The sequence below is a fragment of the Gibbsiella dentisursi genome, from assembly GCF_039539505.1.
Classification (GTDB): domain Bacteria; phylum Pseudomonadota; class Gammaproteobacteria; order Enterobacterales; family Enterobacteriaceae; genus Gibbsiella; species Gibbsiella quercinecans.
In genome coordinates, this window is record NZ_BAABDG010000002.1 from 938,230 (window position 1) to 965,033 (window position 26,804).

Annotated in this window: 22 protein-coding genes; 7 read left to right on the forward strand and 15 right to left on the reverse strand. The window is 56.3% G+C overall.

All coding sequences use genetic code 11. The features are described from left to right. Positions 1-612: 612 nt before the first annotated feature. Positions 613-1,767: a nucleotide disphospho-sugar-binding domain-containing protein gene (locus ABFX35_RS04690; protein WP_346079475.1), complete on the forward strand. Its 1,155-nt coding sequence runs from the start codon at positions 613-615 to the stop codon at positions 1,765-1,767. Between the two features lie 731 nt (positions 1,768-2,498). Here the strand turns inward: ABFX35_RS04690 and ABFX35_RS04695 are convergent. Then, positions 2,499-4,007 (reverse strand): acyl CoA:acetate/3-ketoacid CoA transferase, encoded by a 1,509-nt coding sequence (locus tag ABFX35_RS04695; RefSeq protein WP_346079477.1) that lies wholly within the window; start codon positions 4,005-4,007, stop codon positions 2,499-2,501. Between the two features lie 205 nt (positions 4,008-4,212). Here ABFX35_RS04695 and ABFX35_RS04700 point away from each other — a divergent pair, with 205 nt between their 5' ends. Continuing rightward, the gene (locus ABFX35_RS04700) at positions 4,213-5,241 is read left to right on the forward strand and encodes an aldo/keto reductase (protein WP_346079479.1); all 1,029 of its coding nucleotides are present in this window, start codon (positions 4,213-4,215) and stop codon (positions 5,239-5,241) included. A 72-nt stretch (positions 5,242-5,313) separates the two neighbouring features. Here ABFX35_RS04700 and ABFX35_RS04705 read toward each other — a convergent pair whose 3' ends face one another. The 5 genes from ABFX35_RS04705 to ABFX35_RS04725 all read right to left on the reverse strand — a co-directional run bounded on the left by ABFX35_RS04705 (position 5,314) and on the right by ABFX35_RS04725 (position 11,187). Further along, complete coding sequence (locus ABFX35_RS04705) at positions 5,314-6,357, reverse strand: zinc-dependent alcohol dehydrogenase (RefSeq protein WP_346079481.1); 1,044 nt, start codon at positions 6,355-6,357, stop codon at positions 5,314-5,316. A gap of 15 nt (positions 6,358-6,372) precedes the next feature. Next, the gene (locus ABFX35_RS04710) at positions 6,373-7,389 is read right to left on the reverse strand and encodes an ABC transporter permease (RefSeq protein ID WP_095845043.1); all 1,017 of its coding nucleotides are present in this window, start codon (positions 7,387-7,389) and stop codon (positions 6,373-6,375) included. A 20-nt stretch (positions 7,390-7,409) separates the two neighbouring features. Next, positions 7,410-8,915: a sugar ABC transporter ATP-binding protein gene (locus tag ABFX35_RS04715; protein WP_346079483.1), complete on the reverse strand. Its 1,506-nt coding sequence runs from the start codon at positions 8,913-8,915 to the stop codon at positions 7,410-7,412. Positions 8,916-8,920: 5 nt separating this feature from the next. Further along, on the reverse strand, positions 8,921-9,883 hold the full coding sequence (locus ABFX35_RS04720; RefSeq protein ID WP_121525193.1) for an ABC transporter permease: 963 nt from the start codon (positions 9,881-9,883) through the stop codon (positions 8,921-8,923). 188 nt (positions 9,884-10,071) lie between these two features. After that, positions 10,072-11,187: a sugar ABC transporter substrate-binding protein gene (locus ABFX35_RS04725; RefSeq protein WP_346079485.1), complete on the reverse strand. Its 1,116-nt coding sequence runs from the start codon at positions 11,185-11,187 to the stop codon at positions 10,072-10,074. A 482-nt stretch (positions 11,188-11,669) separates the two neighbouring features. Here ABFX35_RS04725 and ABFX35_RS04730 point away from each other — a divergent pair, with 482 nt between their 5' ends. After that, positions 11,670-12,449, forward strand: a complete 780-nt coding sequence (locus ABFX35_RS04730) for a 3-ketoacyl-ACP reductase (protein ID WP_121525191.1) — start codon at positions 11,670-11,672, stop codon at positions 12,447-12,449. Positions 12,450-12,468: 19 nt separating this feature from the next. Beyond that, on the forward strand, positions 12,469-13,629 hold the full coding sequence (locus ABFX35_RS04735; protein ID WP_346079487.1) for a glycerate kinase: 1,161 nt from the start codon (positions 12,469-12,471) through the stop codon (positions 13,627-13,629). Between the two features lie 38 nt (positions 13,630-13,667). Here ABFX35_RS04735 and ABFX35_RS04740 read toward each other — a convergent pair whose 3' ends face one another. The 8 genes from ABFX35_RS04740 to ABFX35_RS04775 all read right to left on the reverse strand — a co-directional run bounded on the left by ABFX35_RS04740 (position 13,668) and on the right by ABFX35_RS04775 (position 22,963). Beyond that, complete coding sequence (locus tag ABFX35_RS04740) at positions 13,668-15,341, reverse strand: acetolactate synthase large subunit (RefSeq protein ID WP_279028305.1); 1,674 nt, start codon at positions 15,339-15,341, stop codon at positions 13,668-13,670. Positions 15,342-15,435: 94 nt separating this feature from the next. After that, positions 15,436-16,368: an AEC family transporter gene (locus ABFX35_RS04745; RefSeq protein ID WP_346079489.1), complete on the reverse strand. Its 933-nt coding sequence runs from the start codon at positions 16,366-16,368 to the stop codon at positions 15,436-15,438. Between the two features lie 469 nt (positions 16,369-16,837). Further along, the gene (locus tag ABFX35_RS04750) at positions 16,838-17,959 is read right to left on the reverse strand and encodes a M20 family metallopeptidase (RefSeq protein ID WP_346080847.1); all 1,122 of its coding nucleotides are present in this window, start codon (positions 17,957-17,959) and stop codon (positions 16,838-16,840) included. After that, complete coding sequence (locus ABFX35_RS04755) at positions 17,959-18,714, reverse strand: glutamine amidotransferase (RefSeq protein ID WP_346079491.1); 756 nt, start codon at positions 18,712-18,714, stop codon at positions 17,959-17,961. The genes ABFX35_RS04750 and ABFX35_RS04755 overlap by 1 nt, the downstream gene beginning before the upstream one ends. Positions 18,715-18,727: 13 nt before the next feature. Continuing rightward, positions 18,728-19,807, reverse strand: coding sequence for a phosphotriesterase family protein (locus tag ABFX35_RS04760; protein WP_346079493.1), 1,080 nt, complete (start codon positions 19,805-19,807; stop codon positions 18,728-18,730). A gap of 3 nt (positions 19,808-19,810) precedes the next feature. Next, entirely contained in the window at positions 19,811-20,812 is a 1,002-nt protein-coding gene (locus tag ABFX35_RS04765) for an ABC transporter permease (RefSeq protein ID WP_346080849.1), read from the reverse strand. A 20-nt stretch (positions 20,813-20,832) separates the two neighbouring features. Next, positions 20,833-21,579, reverse strand: coding sequence for an ATP-binding cassette domain-containing protein (locus tag ABFX35_RS04770; protein ID WP_346080851.1), 747 nt, complete (start codon positions 21,577-21,579; stop codon positions 20,833-20,835). Between the two features lie 364 nt (positions 21,580-21,943). Next, the gene (locus ABFX35_RS04775) at positions 21,944-22,963 is read right to left on the reverse strand and encodes a LacI family DNA-binding transcriptional regulator (RefSeq protein ID WP_346079495.1); all 1,020 of its coding nucleotides are present in this window, start codon (positions 22,961-22,963) and stop codon (positions 21,944-21,946) included. 380 nt (positions 22,964-23,343) lie between these two features. Between ABFX35_RS04775 and ABFX35_RS04780 the strand changes: the two genes are divergently transcribed. Beyond that, positions 23,344-24,291: an ABC transporter substrate-binding protein gene (locus ABFX35_RS04780; RefSeq protein ID WP_346080854.1), complete on the forward strand. Its 948-nt coding sequence runs from the start codon at positions 23,344-23,346 to the stop codon at positions 24,289-24,291. A gap of 6 nt (positions 24,292-24,297) precedes the next feature. On the opposite strand, the gene ABFX35_RS04785 is transcribed toward ABFX35_RS04780, so the two are convergent. Continuing rightward, a complete protein-coding gene (locus ABFX35_RS04785; protein WP_346079498.1) occupies positions 24,298-25,167 on the reverse strand; it encodes a ribokinase in 870 nt (289 codons plus the stop codon). A gap of 29 nt (positions 25,168-25,196) precedes the next feature. Here ABFX35_RS04785 and ABFX35_RS04790 point away from each other — a divergent pair, with 29 nt between their 5' ends. Next, positions 25,197-26,039 (forward strand): BtpA/SgcQ family protein, encoded by an 843-nt coding sequence (locus tag ABFX35_RS04790; RefSeq protein WP_279026997.1) that lies wholly within the window; start codon positions 25,197-25,199, stop codon positions 26,037-26,039. After that, positions 26,039-26,680 carry a TenA family protein gene (locus ABFX35_RS04795; RefSeq protein ID WP_279026998.1) on the forward strand — a complete coding sequence of 214 codons (642 nt, stop codon included), beginning with the start codon at positions 26,039-26,041 and terminating at the stop codon, positions 26,678-26,680. The genes ABFX35_RS04790 and ABFX35_RS04795 overlap by 1 nt, the downstream gene beginning before the upstream one ends. Positions 26,681-26,804 lie beyond the last annotated feature (124 nt).

Below are 26,804 nucleotides of genomic sequence, written 5' to 3' on the forward strand. Positions count from 1 at the left end.
TTGTATGAATTAAGATATAATTAATTACACATTAAATTATAACTGTAGGTGAGTATTTCATTAGAGTCGATTTGTCCTTAGAAGATTAAAATAGCTAGATAATTCATAGAGCAAGGCTGATTGCTAATCCACTAATAATAATCATTATCATTTATTGGTGAGCCTATCAGAGTAAAAATGCGGAGTCAATGGTCTAAATTAAATTACAAATAGAAACACTTTAATATATTAAAAAAAAGAAAAATATTAATTTGAAATTGACTTTTTGATATTTTTTGTTTTTAGTGTTTTGTCCGGTTCTGTTTCATAGGGTTATATTCCATTGATCGATTTTTATAATTATTGCTTCTTGATTTGTTGTTGGGTAATCGTTAGTGTAATTAGGTGACGAGTCTAAGCTAATAGTCTTATCCGATGAAGCTAAATGCTTATGGATGTGTTGCTATTTTCAAAAGTTAAAATAAATTTAACAAATTTATTTTAACTTTGTAACTAAAGAATCTTGATTGGAATAACAAAGGTATAAGTTCGTCTTACCTCAAAGATTAGATTTATACATCTTATTGGAATCTATGTTACTGACATAAAATATATTAAATGAAGGGAATTCCCATGCGTGTGCTCTTTATTGGACCTCCGCTTTTCGGTTTACTCTACCCAATTATCTCATTTGCCCAGGCTTTCCGCACATCAGGGCATGAGGTTGTTGTTGCCAGTGCTGGTAAATTTGCCTGTAAAGTTGCAGAAGCCGGATTGATGGCATTTGATGCTGCACCTGACCTTGATTCAGAGGCAGAATATCGTTATCGGGCTGAAATGCGTAAGACAAAGGGGATAGTTGGCGATTTTTCTTTTTTTAGTGATGAAATGACAGATCTGCTGGTTGAGTTTACCGCTGGTTGGCAGCCTGATTTGATTGTGTACCCTCCGCTGGCGCCAATTGGGCCGCTTCTTGCTTCTAAGTTTGGTATTCCCACTGTTATGCAAACAGTTGGTTTTGCTCATACGCCACGCCATACCAAAGGCATGACTCGCACGCTGCTCAATGCTTATTTACGCCATGGAGTTAAATCTCCTCAGCGAGATCTTGCATGGATAGACGTAACGCCTCCAAGCATGACTATGCTACAGAATAACGGCGAACCTGTTATTCCCATGCAATATGTACCTTATAATGGTGGTGCTGTCAGCGAAGCGTGGTGGCTAAGAGTCCCTGGTCGCAGGCGTTTACTGGTAAGCCTCGGTACGGTGAAGCCAATGATTGATGGTCTTGATCTGATTGCATGGGTAATGGATTCAGCAGATGAGATTGATGCGGAAATAATTTTGCATCTTTCTGAGAATGCTCGTTCTGATTTGCGCGCATTACCAGAAAATGTTCGTCTGGTTGACTGGATTCCAATGGGATTGTTTCTCTCTGGGGCTGATGGGTTTATTCATCACGGCGGGGCCGGTAATACATTGACAGCCTTGCGAGCTGGGATCCCTCAGATTATTTTTGGTGAGGGTGCTGATCGTCCAGTAAATGCCCGAGCTGTAGTTGATCGCGGGTGCGGAATAGTACCAGGGCCCTCAGGATTATCCTCAGAATTAATTGATTTATTTCTCCATAATTCAGCTCTATATAAATTTGCCCATGAGGTTGCAGAAGAAATGGCCGAGCAGCCAACGCCAAACGATGTTGCGCAAGAAATTTCAACATGGTTCAAAGGGGGTGAGGTTAGCCGTGATTTAATTTGTTGTCATAGCCAAATATTATTACGATAGAAATCGACTGCAGGAATATCAGTGAAAAACAGGTAGAACATTCGGTAAATAATCAAGCCTCATTCTATGATCTGACGGACAGCTTCTTCCTTAAAATTCGAGACCGTAATTAAAATTGTGTAATTGCCTGTCTTTGTTACATGCACTCCAGTAAGGGAGACAGGCAGACTATAGATGAGAAACTTCAGTCCCTCGCGACTGAACTGGCTAAAGGCTTTAAAATCGAAGCCGACCTCAATACGTTTTCCCGTATGCTGAGGAAATTAACTGTCGAAAGGGCACCAGCGCTGAATGGACCGATCACCTTCGTTTCATCCATGGGGCCATCAAAAAGCGCAAGATGTTCCCGACAGATGGCTCAGTGCGGAAGATAATTTATCTGGCCATCAAGGATGCTTCAAAAGAATGGTATACGCTGAGCCAGAACTGACGGTTGGCGATGAGCTGCTTTATTAACGAGTTCGGTCACTGTCTGATTGATCACCTTTAATGCGGTGGCAGTTACACTGGATTATTTGCAGAGCATGATAACGGGCTTTGGATGTAACGACGGCACCACGATTTATTACGGGACACAGCCTAATTGCAACACCCAACAGACTGATGTTCTGTTGGGCGTTTTTACGCCTGCACATGCAGCCAACGTTGCCGGTCGTCGAACTGTCCTCAACCGTTAATAGCGCCTCCTAATGCCGGGCGCCTGGGGCTGTATACCGCCTAACGGTCTGCGTTCACAGGGCGATGTCCTGCACGTTGTCGATTCTGGGGCGGAACTGCATACGCTGCAAAATATCCTGTTCCAGATCGGTGCCTTTTACCTTGCCAATCAGCGCCAGCCCTTCGTCGGTTATTTTGAAAATGGCGCGTTCGGTAATGTAGATCACCTCCTGGCCACGTTTTAACGCTTCTGGGCCGCTGAAGGTGATATGGCGGACTTTTTCAACCAGCTTGGGCAACTGGCCGTAAGATTCGATATGCAAGGCATCGCCGCGTTGGGCAACCGCCAGCCCCTTGGCCTCAAAGGTGCCGCAGAACACCACCTTTTGCGCGCCGCAGGTGATGTCGATGAACCCGCCGGGGCCGACGATGGTATCGCCCAGTTGCGAAACGTTGACGTTCCCTTCGGCGTCCATTTCGCCCATGCCGAGGAACGTGATGTCCAGCCCGCCGCCGCTAAAAAGATCGAACTGATCGAGCGAACTGACGATCGCATGCGGGTAGCGCGCGGCGCCAAACAGAGCGCCGTCCAGCAGCTCGCCGTTATGGATGCCTTGTTCCACCATCTCCCAGCAGGAATCCACCACTGTTTTATCGGCCATGGCCGAAACGCCGCCGGGAATGCCGAAACCATAGTTGATGCGCATATTGGGCCGCAGTTCGCGTGCGGCCAGCGCAGAAACGATGCGCCGAATCCCCTCCGGCTGTACCGGCGGGCTTTTTTGCTCCGGCGGCGCGGCCTGGCCGGAGATCGCCGCATCGTATTCGCCCAGGTAGCTCTGCTGCTGCTGCGGATATTCAACCACATAATCCACCATCACCCCGGGCACACTGACCTTGCGCGCCGGGGTGAAGTGGGCCTGCTGCAGCGATTTCACCTGGGCAATCACGATCCCGCCCGCGTTGTGAGCCGCCAGGGCGACGGCGTAAATATCCAGATCGGCGGGTTCTTCGCTGGTGGAGATGTTGGCGTCCAGATCGGCCTGCGAGCCGCGGATAATCGCCACGTCAATGTGGAACGGCTTATAGTGCAGGTAGGTTTTGCCATCAAGCGTGATCCGCGTGACGATCTCTTCCTGGGTGAGGGTATTGCATTTGCCGCCGTTATGGATCGGATCGACAAAGGTGCCCAGGCCGACGGTGGAAATCACCCCCGGCCGGCCGGCGCCGCTTTCCCGGTAAAGCGTCATGATGATGCCGGTGGGCAGGCAATAGGCTTCTATTTCGTTATCGCGCGCCATTTTTTGCAGCTCCGGCGCCCAGGACCAGTGGCCGCCGATAATGCGCTTAACCATGCCCGGCAGCGCCATGCGGCCCAGGCCGCTCCCTTTGCCGTTGCCAATGCCCAGCGCATGGATCAGCGTCAGGTTCCGCGGGTGCCCGGTTGTGCGGTAGCGCTCGGCCAGCGCCGCCATCACGTAATCCGCTTCCAGTAAACCGCCGCCTGAACCGGTAAAAGCAACGGTGGCGCCATCTTTGATCCGCGCTACCGCATCGTCCACCTGCACCAACTTTCCTCTCATGGTCCTTTTCCTCTTCAACAGGGCTTCACAATAAAATTACTAACTGGTTAGTTACAATGTCAAGAAAGAGCAGGGCGGGCAATGGGAAAAATAACGCTTTGCAGGCGAGTTAACATTTTTAAAACATATCTTCTTATATAACTATCCTGTTAGTTATTTGTATGCTGAATGTGAATCTCTTTTTCTCCCGCACAGGAGCCGTGATATGAATCCAGCAAAGAAGCGTTTTTTGGGCCGCACCGGCATTGAGGTAACGGCGATGGGGTATGGCGCCGCGCCCATCGGCAATATATTCAGGCCGATCAGCGAAGCCGAATCCGACAAAATGATCCACCTGGCCTGGGAAAACGGGATCCGCTATTACGACACCGCGCCGATGTATGGGCATGGGTTAAGCGAAGCGCGCGTCGGGCACGGGCTGCGCTGGTATCCGCGCGATGAGTTTGTGCTGTCGACCAAGGTCGGGCGTTTGCTCAAGCCGAAAAAAAGGGCGGAAATCGACTCCGGGGTATGGGTGCAGCCGTTGCCGTTTGAGGCGGTGTTTGATTACAGCTACGACGGCACGATGCGTTCGATCGAAGACAGCCTGCAGCGCCTGGCGCTGGAGCGCATCGACATTGCGTTTATTCATGATTGTGATGTTTATACCCATGGCGATCGGCAGCCGCACTATTTCCGCCAGGCGATGGAAGGCGCTTACCGTGCGTTGGCGCAGCTGCGCGATGAAGGCGTGGTGAAGGCGATTGGCGTGGGGGTAAACGAATGGCAGGTATGCCATGCCGCGCTGCAGCAGGGCGATTTTGACTGCTTCCTGTTGGCCGGGCGCTACACCCTGCTGGAACAGGACGCGCTGGATGACTTCCTGCCGCTGTGTGAAGCGCGCAACGCCGCGGTGGTGGTCGGGGGCGGGTTTAATAGCGGTATTCTGGCCACCGGCGCGGTGGAAAACGCCAAATACAACTATGGGCCGGCCAGTGCGCAGGTGCGAAAGAAGGTGGCTGAAATCGAACAGGTTTGCCGTCGCTATCAGGTCAGCCTGCCGGCCGCCGCGTTGCAGTTTGTGCTGGCGCACCCATGCGTGCCGACCATCGTGCCCGGCACCCGCGATGCGGCGCAACTGCAAAATTGCCTGGAGTGGATTGCGGCGCCGATAGCGGATGATTTCTGGCAGACGCTGCGCGAACAGGGCCTGTTGCATGAGGCTGCGCCCACGCCCGGCGCGGTATCGGCCTGAAACAGCGCGGGGGCGGCCTGGTTCGGCTGCCCCCGCGGATGATGCTTTGCCGATCGCGCGGCAAAGCGAGGCTTAGTTAGCGGCGATTTGTATCTGCATTTTCAGGTACTTCGGCGCGGCTTTCAGCTCGTCGAACACCTGCTGAATACTATCCAGCGGCCGAATGCCCGAGCAGAACGGTTCGGTATCAAAGCGCTGGTGGCTTAGCAACTGCAGCGCCTGATACATATCTTCCCCCATCCCGGCCACGCTGCCCTGAATGCCCTGTTCCTTCAAAATGATGTCATGCGGTTTAACCGCAATGTCGGTGGCCGCATCGGTCAGGCCGAATGCCAGCAGCCGCCCGCCGGGGCGCATAAAGGTCAACGCCTGTTGGTACAGCATCGGGTGGCCGACGCTTTCGATCACCACATCGGCGCCGCGCTCCTGCGTCAGGCTTTGAATGCGTTCCAGCGCCCCTTCGGGGTTGGTGATCACTTCATCGGCGCCGCAGCGTTTCGCCAGCTCGGCGCGCTGCGGGTTCAATTCCACGGCGATAATAGGCGCGGCGCCTAGCAGGCGCGCCAGTTGAATATGCATGTTGCCGATGGCGCCGGCGCCGATGATGACCACGGATTCGGCAACGCTCAGGCGGATTTTTTTGTGGGCGCGCACCACGCAGGAGAACGGCTCGGTCAGGCAGGCTTCGCTGTAGGACAGGCTATCTTCGATCGGGATCACCAGGTGCGCCGGCACCGCCACGTATTCGGCAAAGGCGCCGTTGCGGTGGATGCCGATTTGCTGCACGTCTTTGCAGTTGAGGATCTCATTGCGGCGGCAGTAAAAGCAGTGGCCGCAGCCGATATTGATATCGGCGATCACCCGTTGGCCCAGCTTGATGTCGGAAACCCGTGCGCCGGTGGCGGCGATCTCGCCGGCAAACTCGTGGCCCGGGATTAACGGCAGTTTGTCCGCCGAGTAGTGGCCGTTGAAAATGTGCATATCGGTGCCACAGACCGAGCAGTGCGAAACGCGAATCAGCACCTCGTCTTCGCCGCATTCGGGCACGGCCACCTGCTGGATCTCAAAGTGGTGCGGTGCGGTCAGCACGGCGGCTTTCATTGTGGCTGGGATCATAAATTTTTCCTCTATTTATTTTACGGTAATCATTTTTGAACGGTCGATAGTGAAAGCGATGGCAACGATCATCAGCGCGCCGAAGAAGATTTGCTGCGCCTGTGCTTCCACGTTCAAATAAGTCATGCTGGTTCGAATAACGGCCACGATTAACGTGCCGATCAGCGTATTGAGAACCCCGCCGACACCGCCGGTCAGCGGCGTGCCGCCCAGCAACACGGCGACGATGGCGGGTAACAAAAATTGGTCTGCCATGGTCGGCGAGGCGCCGGAAAGGCGGGCCGCCAACAGGATGCCGGCGAAAGCGGAAAACGCGCCGGCGATGGCGAAGGTAATGATTTTCACTTTCATCACCTTCACGCCGCTGGCCCAGGCCGCGGCTTCGCCGGCGCCGATGGCCTTCATTTGGCGCCCGAGCGTGGTTCTGCGCTCAACGAACAGTGCGCCGAGCAGCAACACCGTGGCGATCACGATCTCGTTAGGGAGGCTAAACAGGGTGCCGGTCATCCAGCCGACGGTTTCATTGCGAATATCCGCCGGAATATAGAAGGCGCGCTGGCCCGAGAGCACCTGCCCGGTGGCGTAGGCCACGCCGCCGATCGCCAGAGTGGTGATGAATGAAGAGATTTTAAAGCGCGTGTGCACCCAGCCGGAAATGCAGCCGAACAGCGCGCCGCCCAGTAGAGCGACGGGCAGCGCCAGAATGCCGATCTGCGTCAGCAGCACCACCAGCACCACCGTCGACATGCTGGCGATCGATTGCGCCGACAGATCGATGCCGCCGATATAGATAACGAACGTCATGCCCAGCGCCATGATAAACAGCGTAGAAGCATCCTGCAGCAGTTGGAATAGGTTGTTGAGCAGGAGAAAATCGGGGTTATACAGGCTCACCAGCATAACCAGAATGGCCAGGGTCAGGATTGGCAGGTAACGTTTTAGTGTGTCGAACGAAACAGCATCCAGGCGTTTTTTGCTCTGCGCCGGGTTGGCGGCGGCGAGGACGAGCGGCTCGGTACGATTAATTTTCATCGGGGTCAGACCTCTGTAATCTATACGATATGCTGCAACAAGTCATATTGGCCGGGGGGATTGGCCCCACAGCAATCGAACTGCTGCATCCGCTTGCCATCCTTAAACACGATGATGGTATGAGCGAGGCCGATGGCCTCTTCCAGTGAATCGGCAATCAGCAACACGCCGCACTGTTCATCGGTGAAATCACGCACCAGATCGTACACATCCTCCTTGGCGCCGATATCCAGCCCTCGGGTGGGGTGATCGAGCAAAATGATCCTGGCGCCTGCGGTGCGCCATTTGGCCAACACCACCTTTTGCTGGTTGCCGCCGGAGAGTTTGCCGCACTGGGTATCAATGGACGCTGTTTTGACGGCCAGTTTCCTGACCCATTCCTGCGCCAGCCGGCGCTCGGTGTTTATCGCCAGCACGCCGGCGCGCGCGTAGTCGTGCAGGTTGGCCAGCGTGATGTTTTCCGCCACCGACATGCCTTCCACAATACCTTCGACTTTGCGTTCGCGGGGGATATAACCGACCCCCCGGCTGATGCTGTAGGCCGGGGAAAATGCCTTAACCGGTTTGCCATAAATCGTGACTTCGCCTTGTTCGGGCTGCGCCAGGCCAAAAACGGTGCGAATAATTTCTTCGGTGCCGGCGCCTTCGGTGCCTACCAGCGCTAATACTTCCCCGGCGTGCAGGCGTAATGAAATATTGCTGTAGTGGCCCGGCAAACTGATATTTTTTAGCTCGAGTAATAATTTCTCGGCGTTATAAGCCACTTTCCGATGTTCACGAAAATAACGCTGATCAATATCACGGCCGACCATTTTACGCTGGATTGCCGCGACGTCAAATTTATCACGTGTAACCATGTCCATTATTTGCCCATCTTTCATGACATAAATGCGATCGGCCAGGTTAATAACTTCATCCATTCGGTGCGAGACAAAAATAAATGAAGCGCGGCTGGTTAATTCGCGCACTAAATCGAAAAGAATATCAATCTCTTTTGCAGGTAATACCGATGTTGGTTCATCAAGTAAAATAATCAGCTGGCCATCGCTGCGTTCTTCCAGCGTCAGCACTTTGGCAAGCTCAACCAATTGCCGTTGGGTAAAAGACAATTCGGCGGTAATGGTTTTTGGATCGATATCCAGCTTTACCTTGGCCAATTGCTGGCGTGCGGCTTTCGCCATGCGTTTCCAGTTAATCACGCCCAGGGTTTTAAACGGCTGCTCAAAACCCAGAAAGATATTCTCCATCACCGTCAGGTTGGCGATCAGCGATTGTTCCTGAAACACCATGCCGATGCCTTTCATCATGGCTTCGCGCGGCGTGCGCAGTACCACCGGTTTACCGTCGATCAGCACCTCGCCGCTGTCATGCTGATAGGCGCCGTAGATAATTTTCATCAGCGTTGATTTACCCGCGCCGTTCTCGCCGACCAGCCCGACGATTTCGCCGGGTTTTATTTGCAGATTGATGTTTTGCAAGGCAATTACGCCTGGGAAGGTCTTTCCTACATTTTTGAATTCAAGCATGATGATCACTTCACAATTTGTAAGCGTTTACGCTGGGTAACCAGCGCCACGGCCACAATCACCAGGGCGCCCAACACCCCCTGCTGGATATAGGTGGGGAAACCCACCAGGACCATGCCGTTGTTGATAACGTTGATGATCAGCACGCCGATCAACGTTTGCCAGACCCCGCCGTTGCCGCCCATCAGCGAAGTGCCGCCGACCACCACCGAGGTAATCGCCACAAAGGCGTAGCCATCGCCCAGGTTGCTGGCCACCGATCCCAGGCGTGCCACGGCGAAAATCGCCCCCAGGCCATAGAACGCGCCGGCCAGGGCAAAGCCCAGCACGCGGATACGATTAACGTGCAGCCCCGAGGCGTAGGCCAGGTGCTCACCGCCGCCCACCGCATAGAAGTTGCGCCCCAGCGCGGTGTACTCCTGGATAAACCAGGCGGTAAAAAAGCCGATCCAGGCCAAATACACCATCAGCGGGAAATCAAGATAACGCTCGGTCAGCAGCAGGCGGAATACCGGATCCGCCAGCGGAATACGCTCCCCGCCGGTGATCACCATGGTGGCGCCCACCAGGCTAAAGCCAACCCCCAGGCTAACCAAAAAAGAGGGGATTTTAAGTTTGATATGAATAATACCGGTCAGTAGCCCCAGGCCGGCGGACAATAATAAGGTAGCCGGAATAGCGAGATAACCCAGCCCGGTAAATCCTCCCCAGTGAATCATCATCATTGCCAGCAATGCGCCGCTGAATGCTAAAACGCCCTCAATGGAAAGGTCGATTGAGCCCATGATAATGATAAAGGTGATGCCTAATGCGACCATTAACGGCGCCGCGGTGGCGGTCATAATACGTGAGAAATTGCGCATGGATAAAAAGCTGGGGTTAATGGCGCTAATTATTATGCAGAGCATTAATAACACCATCACCGGCGCCCATTTGCGCAATAGGTCTTTAACATGCAATTGTGACATATTCCACCTTTTATAAAGGTATACCCTTCATACTTCAAGTTGCAGGTGTGTTGGCTTTCCTCGCTCACCCCAGTCACTTACTCCAGTAAGCTCCTGGGGATTCGCTGCGTTGCCGCCTTCCTGCAACTCGAATTATTTTGGCTATATTATTAACAAGTAGCGATTGATCCTTGGCGTGTGGCAACGGTTTATAAGTTGCGGTATTTAATTTGTCCTTTTGACTGCGCCCAATAATTATTCCAGTCAACGGTTGGGGTGTTGTCGATATTTTCCTTGTACCACTGTTGAGCGTCATTTTTGGTAATCAACACCGTGGGGCCATAAAATTCGCGGTGTTCGTGGGGTTCCGCCGAAGGTTTAAAACTGCCGATAGCGGCATGGTGCGCCAACGACAGCGCGATGCCGCCGGCCCAGTAGGGGCTGGTGCTGACGGTACACAGCACCTCGCCTGCGATGCACAGCTTGACAACGTCGGGGGTGCCGTCGTAGGACACAATCGGGATCTGCCCGGCCAGGCCTTCAGCGCGTAGCGCTTCGATAATCCCGAGGGTCATACTGTCGTTGGCGGAGAAAATGCCTTTAATGTCGTCGCCAAAGCGGGTCAGCATGGTGGCCATCATGTCATTGGCCTTGGAGGTGCTCCAGTCGGCATCCTGCCAATCGAGCAGTTTGATCTCCGGGTGTTCCTTCAATTTTTGCATCAGCCCGGCCTTGCGCTCAATGGCCGGAATGTTGGAGGCGATGCCGCCCAGCCCGACAATACCGCCGCTGTTGCCCATCGCCTCAAACAGGATCTGGGCGCACTGTTGCGCCGGTTCGTAATCCGACCAGCTAATGTGGCACACATAGTTATCGCCGAAGTCCCAGGGGTGCAGATCGTCGGTTTTGTTCCAGATGGTGCTGATGAAAGCGCCGCGCTCCTGGCAGGCCGTCACCACCGCACGGGCGTTGGGCGCATCGTTGGCGTCGGCGGCCAGCGCCAGTTTCCCCTGGGTTTTGGCCAGCAGCGCTTTGACATCCGAAAGCACTTTTTCATTGTTCCCGCCGTTGATCAGGCTGACCATATCGGCGTTCTGGCTTTGGGCATAGGCGCGCCCGCCGGCGGCAATCGCGTTCCAGTAGGCGTTGTCGGGATCGCGGTAGCCCCAGGCGAGGGTGAATTGTTGCGCGCTGGCGGCAAAGGCTTTCGACAACGGCGCGCTCAGCGGTAATGCGGCTACGCTCCCCAGGCCGAGCGCGCTTTTCAGAATAAATTCACGGCGACTAACCACGCTTTTTTCGATGAAATTTTTAATAAATGACATGGCGTTGGTTCCTGTTGTGGTGAAGCCTTCGGGTACAGTGGGTAGGGTATTTTTTTATTTACATGTAAGTAACTAATTACTTACAAGTGATGATATAACACCCAGGTGATCAAATGGCAATTCTCCCCGGCGGCGGTGTTTATTCCTGCCTGAATTGTGATTTATTTTTTAGTTAACCATCTGTTTTAAAAACGGTTAGTGGGATTTTTTATAGCGGATGGCATAGCGCGTTTTTCCCTCTTTGATCGCTGGGGAAATAAGCTAGTTTTATGATTTTAATGATTTTTATTATCGGCTTGGTGGCGCCGGTTTTTACCTGTGTTTGGGATATCAATCACAAAACATCGGCGAATCAACGCTAACAGTTTCATATCCCTGCAATAAGGATCCTAAACAAGATAAGTAAGTAACTATATATTTACAAAATGGCGATATTGGCGCTATGCTTCCTGGCACTTTTATCAAACATTTAGGTAACAGTGATGGAACAACAGACTCAACAGGTGGCCTTTATTACCGGCGGTGGCCGCGGTATCGGTTTTGAAATTGCCTGGCAGTTGGCGCAGGCTGGTTTCCACATTGCGCTGAATGACTATCAGGATTCCGACGAGCTGCGCGCCGCGGTTGCGCGCCTGGCCGGCTGCGGCGTGCAAGCGCTGGCGGTGCCGGGGAACGTGGCGGATATCAGCCAGCATGCCGCGATGCTCGAACGGGCGGAGGCCGCGTTGGGGCCGCTAACCACCTTTGTGAATAACGCCGGGGTTTCGGTGTTGCAGCGCGGTGATCTGCTTGAGGTTACGCCGGAAAGCTACGATCGCTGCCAGGCGGTTAACACGCGGGCGGCGTTTTTCTTTTGCCAGGCGTTCGCCAGGCGCTTGCTGGCGGGCCCGCTCGCGGCGCATCTGCACTACAGTCTGATCGTTGTCTCCTCGTCAAATGCGGTGGCGGCCTCAATCAACCGCGGCGAATACTGTGTTTCCAAGGCGGGCGCCGCCATGGTGGCGAAACTGTTTGCCGGGCGGTTGGCCGAGGCCGGGGTGCAGGTATTTGATATCCAGCCCGGCCTGATCGTGACGGAAATGACGCAGCCGTCGCTGGCAAGCTACCAGCAGCGGGTTGATGCCGGGCTGACGTTGCTCCCCGCGCTGGGCACTCCGGGCCAGATCGGCACGATCGTTAAAACCCTGGCCAGCGGCGGTATGCCTTACCTGACCGGGCACACCATCAGCGCTGACGGCGGTATGTTGGTGCCACGTTTCTGACGCACAGGGAGGACGGCCGATGAAAGTGATTATTGCACCAGACTCTTTTAAGGAAAGCCTTGGCGCCAGTGCCGTGGCGGAGGCGATCGCGCGCGGAGTGCAACGGGCGATCCCGGGGGTGGAAACGGTGAAGCTGCCCGTGGCGGATGGCGGCGAAGGCACTGTCGATGCGCTGTTGGCGGCCACCGGCGGCCGGAAAGTGCCGGTGCCGGTCACCGGGCCGCTGGGGGAACCAGTGGCCGGATTCATTGGCCTGTTGGGCGATCGGCAGACGGCAGTGATCGAAGTGGCCGCTGCCTGCGGCCTGCAATGGGTGGCGCCGGAAAGCCGTAACCCGTTGCTGGCCACCAGCTTTGGCGTTGGGGAACTGATCCGCGCGGCGCTGGATCATCAGGTGAGCCACATCATCATTGGATTGGGCGGCAGCGCCACCAATGATGCCGGCATCGGCATGTTGCAGGCGTTGGGCGCCCGTTGCCGCAATGCGCAGGGCGAAGAGATCGCCCGCGGCGGCGGGGCGTTAAACGCGCTGGCGGCGATCGACACCCACGGGCTGGATCCGCGCCTGCGCCACGTGGCGCTCCAGGTGGCCTGCGATGTGACCAACCCGCTGGTGGGGCCGCGCGGCGCAACGGCGGTTTTCGCGCCGCAAAAAGGGGCCACGCCGGCCATGCTGGCGCAGTTGGAGGCGAATTTGCAGCATGTTGCCGCTGTCATCAGCACGCAAACCGGCCAGCGTATTGCCGATTATCCAGGCGCGGGCGCCGCCGGTGGGCTGGGCGCCGCCCTGATTGCGCTGTTGGGCGCGCATATGCGGCCGGGGATCGAGGTGATCCTTGATGCGTTGGATTTTGATAATCATCTGCAGGGCGCCGATCTGGTGATCACCGGGGAAGGGCGCATTGACGCGCAAACCGCCAACGGCAAGGCGCCGGCGGGGATAATGCGCCGGGCGGCGGCGCAAGGTTGCCCGTGCGTGGTGCTGGCCGGCAGTTTGGGCGCCGGCTATGAACAGTTGTATACGTTGGGGTTAACGGCGGCGTTTTCGCTGGTGCCTGGGGTGATCGCCTATGAGCAGGCGCTGCGTGAAGCAAGTAACTTGCTGGAAAGCGCCGCCTATAATCTTGCGGCGCTGTGGCTGCTGGGCGCCAAACGGCAAACCCTGCCGGTGGGCGGCTGAACTGCCCCTGCCGGTGTCTGACAGGGGCGCTGCAGGGCTTACAGGGCGATGCTAAGCTGGCCCAGGGTGTTAATCAGGTTCATGTTTTCGCTGTAATCGACCGGGCAGGCGATCACCGAGACGCCGTTTTCCCGCAGGGCTTTTTCCAGCGTCGGGCGCAGCGCCTGCGCGCTGTCAATCAGGTAGCCTTTGGCGCCAAAGCTTTCGGCGTATTTCACAAAGTCCGGGTTGGTGAAATCCACGCTGTCGTGGGAGCCTTCTTCGATATCCATTTTCCATTTGATCAGGCCATAGCTTTCATCAACCCAGATCAGCACCGTCAGCGGGATCTTTTCACGCACCGCCGTTTCGATTTCCTGTGAGTTCATCATAAAGCTGCCGTCCCCCATCACCGCCAGAACCTGGCGTTCCGGGCAGGCCAGCTTGGCGCCAATCGCCCCCGGCAGGGAAAACGCCATGGTGGACAAGCCGTTGGAAATCAGGCAGGTCAAGGGTTGGTAGGTGGGATACAAACGCGCCATCCACATTTTTATCGCCCCGGTATCCGCCAGCACGATATCGTTGTCACCCATTACGGCACGGATATCGGCAACGATACGCTGCGGTTTTAGCGGATAATCGCTGCTGGCCTGGCCTTTTTTCAGCTCATTACTCAGCAAATCGCGGATCTTCGCCACGTTTTCCTGCGCTTTCAGTGGGCTGTCGCCCAGCTTCCCGGCCAGCGCCGCCAGGCACAGGCCGATATCGGCTTCAATGCTGACGTCCACGCTGTAATGCGCATCGGTGTCTGGCGAAAACGTATTAACGTGAATGATTTTTTTATCGCCGTGCGGGTTCATGCGCTCTGGGGCAAACTCTTGCAGCTCATAACCGACGGATAAGATCAGGTCCGCTTGATCAAAGGCGAAGTTTTCATAGTCGTGCTGCATAAACCCAATCACCCCCAGCGCCAGAGGATTGCGATCGCTAATCACACCCTTGCCCATAAAGGTGGTGGCGACCGGAAGGTGGTAACGTTCGGCAAAGGCTTCCAGCGCCGGCGCATAGCCGGTTCTGGCAACCCCGTGCCCGGCCAGAATCACCGGGTTGCGCGCGGCGCGCAACAGCGCCACGGCGCTTTCGACCGCGGCCGGAGAAGGGTAGGTTTGTGTGGCGCGGGTTGGCGTTAATGGCCGCAGTTCTGCGGGCATGACGGCGCTTTCCACATCCTGCGGGATCGCCAGGTAGGTGGCGCCGGGGCGTTCCTCCTGCGCCAGCGCAAAGGCCTTGCGCACCATTTCCGGCACGGCATGCGGCGTCAGCACCACATCGGCCCATTTGGTGATCGGTTTGAACATGGAAACCAGATCGACAATCTGGTGCGATTCTTTATAGATGCGGTTCAGGCCGACCTGGGCGGAAATCGCCACCAGCGGGCTGGAATCGGTTTGCGCATCGGCGGTGCCGAGCAGCAGGTTGATGGCGCCCGGCCCCAACGTGGCCGTGCAAACCCCGGCCCGGCCGGTTAAGCGCCCGTAAATATCCGCCATAAAGGAAGCGCCTTGCTCATGGCGCACCAGAATGAAGCGGATATGTTCGGACGCGGCGACGGCGCGAACCAGTTTGATATTTTCCTCGCCGGGGATGCCAAAGACGTATTTAACGCCTTCGGCTTCCAGACAAGAGACAATAAATTCTGCGACATTCTTCTGTTTGCTATTCGGTGTGTTCATCTCAACTCTCCGTTAAAGAAGGTGTGTACCCTGGCGGCTTTGCGCGCGGGCCAAGGCCCAAATAACCGTGTAACAACGCTGTTGGGCGGCGCTCTTAGTGCAAATAGATGAGCAGCCCGCCCATGGTGATAATCGAACAAATGGTGCTGAAAAATAATGTGGATGCCATTTCCTGCTCGGCGGTGTGATATTGCACCGCCAGAATGACGCAAATGGACGCCGTTGGGATCGCCAGGGTAACCACGGAAATATTCAGCGTATTGCCGATGACGCCCATCGCCAGCCCGCACAGCAGGATTAGCCCCGGCAGCAGAATATTTTTCGCCAGTACGGAAAGCACCACCGTCAGGTTCAGGCTGACGTGATAGGAATATAAAATAATCCCGGAGGCAAATAGCGCCACACCACCGGTGGCGCTACCCAATAATTGCAACGATGAGCGAATTTGGCCTGGAATATGCACGTTCAACAGCAGCAGTATAAACGCTAAAATAGGCGACCACACGACCGGTTCTTTGAGCGTCGTCTTAATATTGGCGAGAAAGGTTTTATTCCCGCCGGCCGAATCTGCGGCGCCGTGTGAAAGTATCAGCAGCGTAATGGGCACCTGAACCAGGTTCATTATGATGCTGCATAATGCTATCGGCACGGTGCTTAACCCACCGTATAGGAAGCCCAGCACCGGCACGCCCACAAAAGGCACCGCCGGGCCGGCGATCGCCAGCGCCTGCAAGGCGGCGACTTTACTGGCAACGCGGAACAGATAGCGCGAGACGATAAAAACGGCGGCGTAGCCGCCCACCATACCGATCACCAGCAGCAGCGCCATGGTGCCCTGTTGCAGAAGCGTTGCACGTTCCACCCCCATCATGCCGGCAAACAGCGTTAGCGGCAGGGCATACAACATCACCATGCGGTTAAGCACCGCGCCCTGTTTGGAGTCGAAATCATGGTGCCAGCCGGCAAAAAAACCAAGAAATAGCGTCACGACGATGGGCAGCAGTGATGCAATAATTGTTTCTTCCACAGCGCATGCCTTATTCAATAAACAACGTAATAGTGACCCTACGCCGTTATTTTTATTTTGGCTCGACGAAAAGTGCTGTTATTTTTTGAAATGAAATAACTCATTATTTCATTCTTAACTCATGGTATTCATCAATTAGTGGCAGGATAATAGCAATAATTCTACCTGATTACTTTTTAATGAATTTTTTATAAAGATAATTTCTATCATGTGTTATTCAATGTAGAATTAATTATTAGGCGGGCGTTAATTTTCCTGGTTTTTTCGCGCAGGGCCGCAGCCCATGCACAGTCATGCATGGGCAAAGTGGCGTTAACCCGCTATACCCTTCATACTTCAAGCTGCAGATGCGTTGGCTTTCCTCGCTCACCCCAGTCACTTACTGGAGTAAGCTCCTGGGGATTCGCTGCGTTGCCGCCTTCCTGCAACTCGAATTATTTTGGGTATATAGGCAGGCTGTTTTTCACCGTTACTGTTTATTCATCCAGGATAAAATAATGTCGCCGTACAGTTCTTCGGCGTGGCGGAGTTTTTCCAGCTCGCAATATTCATCCGTCTGGTGCGCCATGGCCGGCTCGCCGGGGCCGATAATCACGCAGGGTGGGTGGTTAAGCGCCGGCAACAGCAACGAGGCATCGGTAAAATAGGGCACGATGCGCGGCGCCAGCGGCGCATCATGGTAGGGCTGGCATAGCCGGTAGAGGGTTTGGATCCAGGGCGTGTCGGCTTCCGTCAGCACGGCCGGCAGATCGACCAGCGGCGACAGACTAACGCCGCTTCCCAGCAGGCTGTGCAGCCGGCCGCAGATTTCATCGTGTTGCAGATTGGGGGCGGTGCGGATGTCGACGTCGAACGCCGCTCTGTCGGGAACCGAATTGATATTCAAGCCGCCCTGGATCCTGCCGACGTTCAGCGTGGGTTGGCGCATCAGCGGATGGGGCGGCCCGGGGGAAAAATGCCGGATTTTCACCAGCGCGTCCGCCGCCAGATAAATGGCATTGATGCCCAATTCCGGCATGGCGCCGTGCGCCGTTTTGCCCTGGGTTTCACAACGCAGCCAAAGCGCGCCCTTGTGGCCGATCACCGGGTAGTTGGCGGTCGGCTCGCCGACGATCAACGCGCCGAGCGCGGGGAGCGGGCCGTGTTGCATCAGCGCTTTGGCGCCGTCGCAGCCGGTTTCTTCCCCGCCCGTTAGCAACAACACCACGCCGCAGCCCGCCTGGATCTGCTGGCGGTGGCGCACGCAGGCGCAGGCAAACGCGGCAATCGCCGCTTTCATATCGCTCGCGCCGCGGCCATACAGTTTGCCGTCTTCCACATCATGGCCGAAAGGATCGTAGCGCCACGGCTGATTGCCTAACGGCACCGTGTCCAGGTGCCCGGTAAAGCCGAGCGGCGCTCCGGCCTGTTGGCCGGGGATGACGGCAACCAGATTGGCGCGCTTATCGCCGAATTCATGCAGCGCCACCTCAAAGCCGCGGGCCTGTAGCCAGCCGGCCAGGAACGCCATACAGGCCTGTTCGTCACCCGGCGGATTGATGGTATTAAAGCCCAATAGCTGCCTGGCCAGCGCAAGAGCGGCATCGTTCATCAGCATACGCGGGTTAACCAATTCAGGCAGTTGATCCACAGGCGGCGGTAGCCTTCCCAGGCGCTGAACTCTTCCGGCAGCCAGTGGGCCGACATATCGCTGGTCCAGACCAGCGAACGCCCGTGCTGATACTCGCGCACTGCGATCAGCGGGTGGCCGCTGCCGGCTATCGTGGCGAGCAGTTGCCCCTCGGGGTGCATTTCCACTTCGTTATAGCCCAGCAACCACGGCCATTCGCCTTGCAGCCCTTCCAACACCGGGTGCTGCGCCAGCAGCTCGGGGTAGCAGCCTTCCGGCACTTCCACCCGGTCATCCCAGGGCAGGCAACGCACCGGCAATACCTTTTCAACGGCCGTATTGCGAAAACGCGCCGCGCCGTTAATGCCCTGGAAGCTGAAGTAGCCGCCAATCATCATCAGGTTGCCGCCTGCGGCGACGTAGTCGTGCAACAGTGCCAGCCGGTTCGGCGTGCGGCGGCTTTTCAGCCAGGTATCCGGATGAAGCAGCAAGGTGTTGGCGCCGATATCCGAAAGGATAATCACGTCCCACTGCTGCAACGCTGCCAGCGTGGTTGGAAAACGGCTCTGCGCTTCGTGGGCCGGCATATGGGTGATCTGATAGTCACTGTCCGCCAGCGCGTCGAGAAAGGCATCCGCGCCGCTGTGCCAGGTGGAGGTAAAAAACTGATCGAAGCCCTTTACGTGGGTGGCGCTGCTGTTCCAGGACTCACCGACCAGTAATACTGTCTTTTGCATTATTTTCTCCTTGTTACCCGCCAAAAACACGCTGCGGATTGGTGATCATCAGCGTTTCCAACTGTTCGCCGCTGATGCCATGGCGGCGCAAACGCGGCACAAAGTGCTTAAGGATGTAGCCATAACCGTGGCCGCCGTAGCGGGTGAGCATGGTTTTCAAAAAGACATCCTGCGACAGCAACAGCTGATGGATAAAACCGTCATCGATAAGTTCGCGGATGGCGCGGGCGTTTTCTTCATCGGAAGGGGACTGGGCGGCTTCATCGGCATAGTAATAACTCATGCCGATCATGTCGTACTCCAGGAACGCCCCGCGAGCGGCCAGGCTGCGCTGGTAGGCTTTATCGGCGAAGCTGGGGTTCATATGGCAAAGCACGGTATGGTGCAGATCGGCGCCTTCTTCCGCCAAAATATCCAGCACCTTATGCCCCAGGCGCTCCCAGCCCGGCAGGTGCACTTCGATGGGCACGCCGGTTGCGGCATTGGCGCGCCCGGCGGCACGCAGCGATTTTTCTTCATCCGGGGTGAAGCGGCTGGAAATGCCGATCTCGCCGATCAGCCCGGCGATCACCTCGGGTTTTTCTTCCCGCCCGCCCAGATCATAAATCAGCTTTTCGGCAAGGGCGTCGACGCCGATCTCCTTGACCCACTGCGGGTGCGAAGGCTCCAGGTATAGCCCGGTTCCCATGATGATATTCAGCCCGCTGAGCCTTGAAATGCGCTGCAGCGCCTTCGGATCGCGGCCGATGCCGATGTTGGTCGGATCCACCACCGTTTCCCCGCCCAGCGCCCGATATTTCATCAGCTCTTCAATGGCCAAATCGACGTCGAACAACTGGCAGTTGTCTCTGCTCATCAACGGATTGAGGGACAGTTCGCCCAGGTTTTCCATCCGCACCGGCATTTCCGCGATGTGCCGTTCGCTGCAGCAGCAGGGCGGCACCCATTTGCCGGCGGCATCCAGTAAAATATGCTCATGCATCAGCGTTACGCCCATCTGCGCCACCGGCAGCGGGCCGAGCACCGTCATCACATAACCGCTGCCGACGCCGACCGGCAGCGGTTCCGGGTGGCGAAAAATCGATCCTTTCATGGCCTACCCCTTTGCCGGTGAACGCGTTGGGTTCAGGATGCGGGTGTTCAGCCAGATGGCCAGCAGAATAATGGTGCCGGTGGCGATCTGGGTATAGAACGGTGAGATGTGCGACAGGATCAGCCCGTTTTGAATCACGGCGATGGACAGTGCGCCCAACAGGGTGCCGATAATGGTGCCAAAGCCGCCGAACAGGCTGGTGCTGCCCAGCACCACCGCCGCGATCACCTGCAATTCAAAGCCCTCGCCCTGGTTGGAGGAGCCGCTGCCCAGGCGGGCGGTGATGATCATCCCGGCCAACGCGGCGGCCATGCCGCTGAGCATATAGACCCGCAGGGTGACGGCTTTAGTGTTGATGCCGCTGCGGCGCGCGCCTTCGGCATTGGCGCCGATCGCGGTGACATAACGGCCAAAGCGCATATGGTTCAGTGCGATATGCGCGACGATCAGCACCACAATGCCAATCAGCGCCGGCATCGGAATACCCAGCACCCAGGCCCGGCCCATAAAGGTAAAGGCGCTGTCTGCCGGGATAGGGATAGAATAACCTTGGGTGATCAGCAATGCGATCCCGCGCACCACTGCCAGCGTCGCCAGGGTGACGATAAACGCCGGTATGCCTTCCCAGGCGATAAAAAAGCCGTTGATCAGCCCCACCAGCGCGCCGACCAACAGCCCGCCGATCAGCACCACCGGCCAGGGCAGCCCCCACTGATTCAGGGCGATGGCCGACAGCGCGCCCACCAGCGCCAGCGTGGAACCGACGGAAAGATCGATCCCGCCGGTGGTGATGACGAAGGTCATGGCGCTGGCGACAATCAGCAGCGGCGCGGTTTGTCGAATGATATTCAGCCAGTTGTTCCCGGTTGGGAAATTACTGGTGATCAGCGAAAACACCACGCAGCAGAAGATAAAAAACAGCGCGATGCTGACCACGCCGGAGTGGTTATGCAATATTCGCTTGGGCAATGAATGTTGGCGCATGCGCGGGCTGGTCATATTAATCATACTCATCGTTGATTCCCTTAATGGGCGCGAGCCGAATGGGCAGTGAATTTATCGCCCACGATAAGATTGACGATCTCCCCCAGATCGGTGTCTGCGACATTGCGATCTGCGGTATTGGTGCCTTCGTACATCACCATGATCCGATCGCAGACCAGAAACAGATCCTGCAGGCGGTGGGTGATCAAAATAACGCTGACGCCACGGGCGCTGACGCGTTTGATCAGCGCCAACACCGCTTCGACTTCCGCCACCGCCAGGGCGGCGGTGGGTTCATCCATAATCAGCACCTTGGGCGAAAACGCCGCCGCGCGCGCAATGGCGATCGCCTGCCGCTGGCCGCCGGAAAGGTTGCGCACCATCAGGCGTGTATCGGGAATCGAGATCCCCAGCCCTTTAAGCATTTCCCGTGCGTCGGCGTGCATTTTTTCCTGATCGAGAAAGGGCACGCCGAGGATCTTTTTGGTGGGTTCGCGCCCCATGAACAGGTTGCCGGCCACGTCCACGGTGTCGCACAGCGAAAGATCCTGATACACCATTTCGATATGGCAGCGGCGGGCGTCCGCCGGTGAGAGAAACTGCTGCTCGGCGCCGTCGATCCGAATACTGCCGCTGGTTGGCACCACCGCGCCGGACAGTATTTTGGTTAACGTTGATTTACCGGCGCCGTTGTCACCCACCAGCCCCAGCACTTCACCGGGGGCCAGACGCAGGTTAACGCCGCGTAAGGAGCGTATCGAGCCGTACGTCTTGGTGATGTTCACCATTTCGACGCGGGCGGGGATTGCCTGTTGTTGCATGCCAGTACTCCCAAGGTCTGTTGACGGTGGATGCTGCTGTGCCGGTGCCGCCGGGTGCCACGTGACCGATCCACATCATGTAAACCGGTTTACTAAAAAGTGACACGTAAAAGGCGGTTACTGCTTTTCCCGCGATGTTCGCTATTTGTTCGCCAACCGGGCTAAAGCAGCAAGCATGCCAAATCGGCCAAAGGGGCGTGCAGAAACCGCTAACGGCATGATAATCATTCAATAAAATCGGGTAGGTGAGTAAACCGGTTTACTAAATGCAGGGAAGGCCAGGCAACGGGGCGATGCCGTTGCGCTAAAAGCGTGCAATATTTGCGCTATTTTAGCGCGCGGCGGGCAGGGGAAGAATGGAATCCCGGGCGATCCATTCCACCGGCAGGCGCGTCAGTTCGGGCACCGTTTCGCCATGCAGCAAACGCAGCATCAGCGTGACGGCGGTGTGGCCCATCTGGTGGGCCGGCTGGCGGATGGTCGAGATTCGCGGTTGGGTAAAGTCTGCGTAGCTGGCGTCATCAAAGCCGACCACGGAGAGCGCTTCCGGCGCCCGCAGGTTGCGCGCGCGCAGCCCGTCCAGGATACCGAGCACCAGATAATCGCTGGCGGCGAAGATGGCGGTGGGTTTTTCCCGTGCGCTGAACAGGATATTCAGCGCATCGGTGCCGTAGGTGCGCTGGTATTCGCCATGCATCACCCACTCCGGTGGGCACTGCAGGCCAGCCTGTTCTAGCGCCTCGCAAAACCCCTGATAGCGTTCACGCACGCTCATCAGCGCGTCCGGCCCGCCGACGAAGGCGATGCGCCGGTGGCCGGCGGCAATCAACTGCTCGGTGGCGATCCGCCCGCCCTGTTGGTTATCGGCAAACACTTTCGGGGCGCGGCTGCCGGGGATGTCTTCGTCCAGCAGAACAATGCGCGAGTGGCGTTGGATCTCGCGGCGCAGCAGCCCGTCGTCCGGGCGGTTGGTGGTGAACAGTAAGCCATCCACCTGGCAGGTATCCAGCCAGCGGATAAACTGACGCTCTTTTTCCGGATCGTTACGCGTGACGCACAGCACCAGGCTGTAGCCCTGCGCCGATGCGGCTTCTTCCGCGGCGTCCGCCAGTTCGGCGAAAAACGGGTTAGTGATGTCCGGCAGCACCAGCCCCAGGGTTTCGCTGCCCCCTTTGCTTAGGCGCCGTGCCAGGCTGTTGCCGCGATAATCTAGCTGATGGATAGCCGCCTCTATCCGCGCTGCAGTTTGCTGCGGCAGGACAAGGCTGTTGTTGAGATAGCGCGATACGGTGGCCTTGGAAAGCCCGGCCAGGTTCGCGACGTCGGCAAGTAAAACCCGTTTTTTAATCATATACCCAAAATAATTCGAGTTGCGCAAGGGCGGCAACGCATCTGCAACGTGAAGCATGAAAGAGCCAGACTGCGTCATCGGTGGCTACCGGATATTACCAGTAACATAAAAAACCCGCCGGCATACAGCTTTTTGTCGCCCCGCGGGCAGTGAGGAAATTATTACTTGACAATAGGCGTTAAACAGAGAATTTTATTAACCTGTTCCCGAAGCCGTGCCGGCTTTCGCTTTCCCTCACTGCCAACGGAGTGCCAGAGGAAAAGCCGCTTTGTTTTGTTGCCTCCGCGCCTTTTTTGGCGCTGCGCTCCGCTATTTGCCCGCTAAAAAACATCCCACTGCTGCCGTGCGGCCGGGGGAATCAACTTTTATCGAGGGCATTTATCATGTTATTCAACACCGGAAATAAACGGCTTATTACCAGCGCACTGGTTATCTCTGCTTTATTTATCGGCAAAGCGATTGCCGCCGCCCCCACCTACGCACTGGTGCAAATTAACCAGCAGGCATTATTTTTTAATCTGATGAATAAAGGCGCCCAGGAAGAGGCCAAAGCCACGGGCAAAAACCTGGTTATTTTTAATGCCAACGATAACCCCGTAGCGCAAAACGATGCGATCGAAAATTATATTCAGCAGGGGGTGAAGGGGATCCTGGTGGATGCTATTGATGTTAATGGCATTATGCCTGCGGTAAAAGAAGCCGCCGCGAAAAATATCCCGGTCATTGCTATTGATGCCGTTCTGCCTGCCGGGCCGCAGGCTTCCCAGGTGGGCGTAGATAATATCGAAGGCGGGAAAATTATCGGCAACTACTTCCTCGATTATGTAAATAAAAACAGCGCCGGCAAAGCGCGCATCGGTATTGTCGGCGCGCTCAATTCCGCGATCCAAAATGCCCGCCAAAAAGGCTTTGAAGACACCCTGAAAGGCCATAGCGGTATTTCCGTCGCCAATGTGGTGGATGGGCGTAATATTCAGGACGACGCCATGACGGCGGCAGAAAACCTGATCACCGGCAACCCGGATCTTACCGCTATCTATGCCACCGGCGAGCCGGCGCTGCTTGGCGCGATTGCGGCGGTGGAAAATCAGGGTAAACAAGGGGATATCAAGGTCTTTGGTTGGGATCTGACTGCCCGCGCTATCAGCGGCATTGATGCCGGCTACGTGGCCGCCGTGTTGCAGCAGGATCCTGAAACCATGGGCCGTGAAGCGGTGAAAGCGCTTAATGCGCTAACCAGCGGCCAAAGCGTGGAAAAAAACATTCTGGTGCCGGCTACGGTGGTGACAAAAGCCAACGTGGATGCTTACCGCTCGCTGTTTAAATAACCCGCTTTATTGCCCGCTATGCAGCAGCGCCGCCAGCGTGGCGCCGTTGGGGAATGCCCGGTAGGTGCCGCGGCGGCCGATGGTGAGCGCGGCGGCACGGCTGGCGTGCAGCAGCGCCAACTTGTCGGGCAGGCCGCCGCGCAACAAGGCAGAGGCCAGCATCACGGCCAGGAAGGTATCGCCAGCGCCGGTGGTGTCGACGGCGGCGGCGGGGCAGGCGGGCACGTGCGTGCGCTGCTGCTGGTGATAAAGCACCGCGCCCTGCGGGCCTTGGGTGATCACCACCTGGGTTGTGGCCGGATCGGGCGCCAGCAGGCGGGCTTCGTGCTCGTTAAGCACGGCGATGTCCACCAGCGGCCACAAGGCGGCAAAGCCGGCCTGCACCGGTGAGGGGTTAAATACCGTCAGCATCTTTCGCTGACGGGCAAAGGCGAACAGCGCACGGGTTTTTGCGACGGAGAAATTGCCCTGTTGCAACAGCACGTCCCCCGGTTGGGCCTGGCCCAACGCCTGGAGGATAATCTCCGTCGTCAGCCGTTCGGCGGCTTCACTGCCGGTCACGATCGCATTATCGCCATCGGCGGTAGTCAATATAATAGAGGTATCGGTATGTGTGGCTAATGGGGTGGGCGGGTAAAATGCCAGCGTTTCATTACGGAGATTCTCTTTTATCCACTGCCCGTAATGATCGTCGCCGCGCCCGGCAATTAAAGTGACCGGTAGCCCGCAGCGGGATAAAATAATGGCCTGGTTTGCTCCTTTGCCGCCGATATCCTGCAAGATCTTTTTACCCAGAAGGGATTCACCTTTGATGGGCAATGTTTCACATTGCCAGGTTTCATCCACGGTAATATTACCGGCAACATAGATATGCATAACCATTTCCTTTTAATAAGAGGTCAATGATGGGTTCTATATCAGCAGAAAAAAACAGCGCTATTCAAGATATTTTTTCACGAAGTAAAGCAGTGATTGGCGTTATTCACTGTGCGCCTTTCCCTGGGGCTCCAAAATACCGTGGTAAAACAGTGAGTGATATTATCGATCGCGCTTTATATGATGCTGAAAATTATCTTTCCGGCGGTGTTCACGGTTTGATTATAGAAAATCATGGCGATATTCCATTTTCCAAACCCGAAGATATCGGCCCGGAAACTGCGGCGTTGATGGCGGTGATTACCGATAATATCCGCCGTCGGTTTCAGGTGCCGCTGGGGATTAATGTTTTGGCCAATGCCGCTATCCCCGCGTTGGCGACGGCGCTGGCCGGCGGCGCGGATTTTATTCGCGTTAATCAGTGGGCCAATGCCTACATCGCCAACGAAGGGTTTATTGAAGGTGCGGCGGCGAAGGCCCTGCGCTACCGCAGCCAACTGCGGGCCGAGCACATCCGGGTTTTTGCCGACAGCCATGTTAAACACGGCAGCCATGCGATCGTCGCCGATCGCGCCATTGCGGAATTAACCCGTGACGTTGAGTTTTTTGAAGCGGATGCGGTGATCGCCACCGGGCAGCGCACCGGCGACAGCGCCACGCTCAGTGAAATTGACGACATACGCAGCGCGACGTCCTTACCTTTGCTGGTGGGCTCGGGCGTGACCCCTGGCAATGTGGTTGAGATCCTGGGCCGTACCCAAGGGGTGATCGTCGCCAGCGCGCTGAAACAGGACGGGGTGTGGTGGAACCCGGTGGAGCCGGCGCGGGTTAAACACTTTATGTCCGTGGCGAAAACGGCGTTGGAGGCATGATGGAATCGTTCAGCGAACGCCTGTTGCGCGAACACCAAACGGGGTGGCAAGCCATGCAGCAGCACCGTTTTGTGCGTGCGATTGAAAACGACGTTCTACCGGCGGCAGTGTTTGACCGTTACCTGGTTTATGAAGGTGATTTTGTCGCCACCGCCGTGGCGATTTTGGCTTTGGGGATAAGCCATGCGCCGGATACGGAACGCCAGCGCTGGCTTATCGGCGGGCTAAACGAGCTGGTGGATACGCAAATCAGCTGGTTTGAAACGGTACTGGCGAAGCGGTGCATCAACCGGGCGAGCTATCTGCCGGCCCCAGTTGGCGTACAACATTTCCAACAGGGGATGCTGCACGCCGCGCGGCAAGGGGGGTATCCGGAAATCATCACCCTGATGTTTGGCGCGGAATGGATGTATTACCACTGGTGCGCGCGCGCGGCGCAGCGCCCCCAGCAAGATGACGATCTGCGCCAGTGGGTGGAAATGCACGCAGCGGCCACGTTTTTCCAACAGGCCAACAGGTTGAAAACCGAACTGGATGCCTGTGCGCTGGCGCTGGATGAAGATGAAAGGCAGCGGCTTTCAAGCTTGTACGGCGATGTGCTGCGCTGGGAAATCGACTTTCACAGCGCCGCCTGGGAATAAAGCACATCTTACGCGCCGGGCCGATGGTGGGAAGCCGTTGGCCCGTTGCTCGGTTGTTTTCCTGTTCTGGTATTTTGGTTTTGTTATGTTATAACATATCCAATTAAAGCCAAGCTAACCAGGA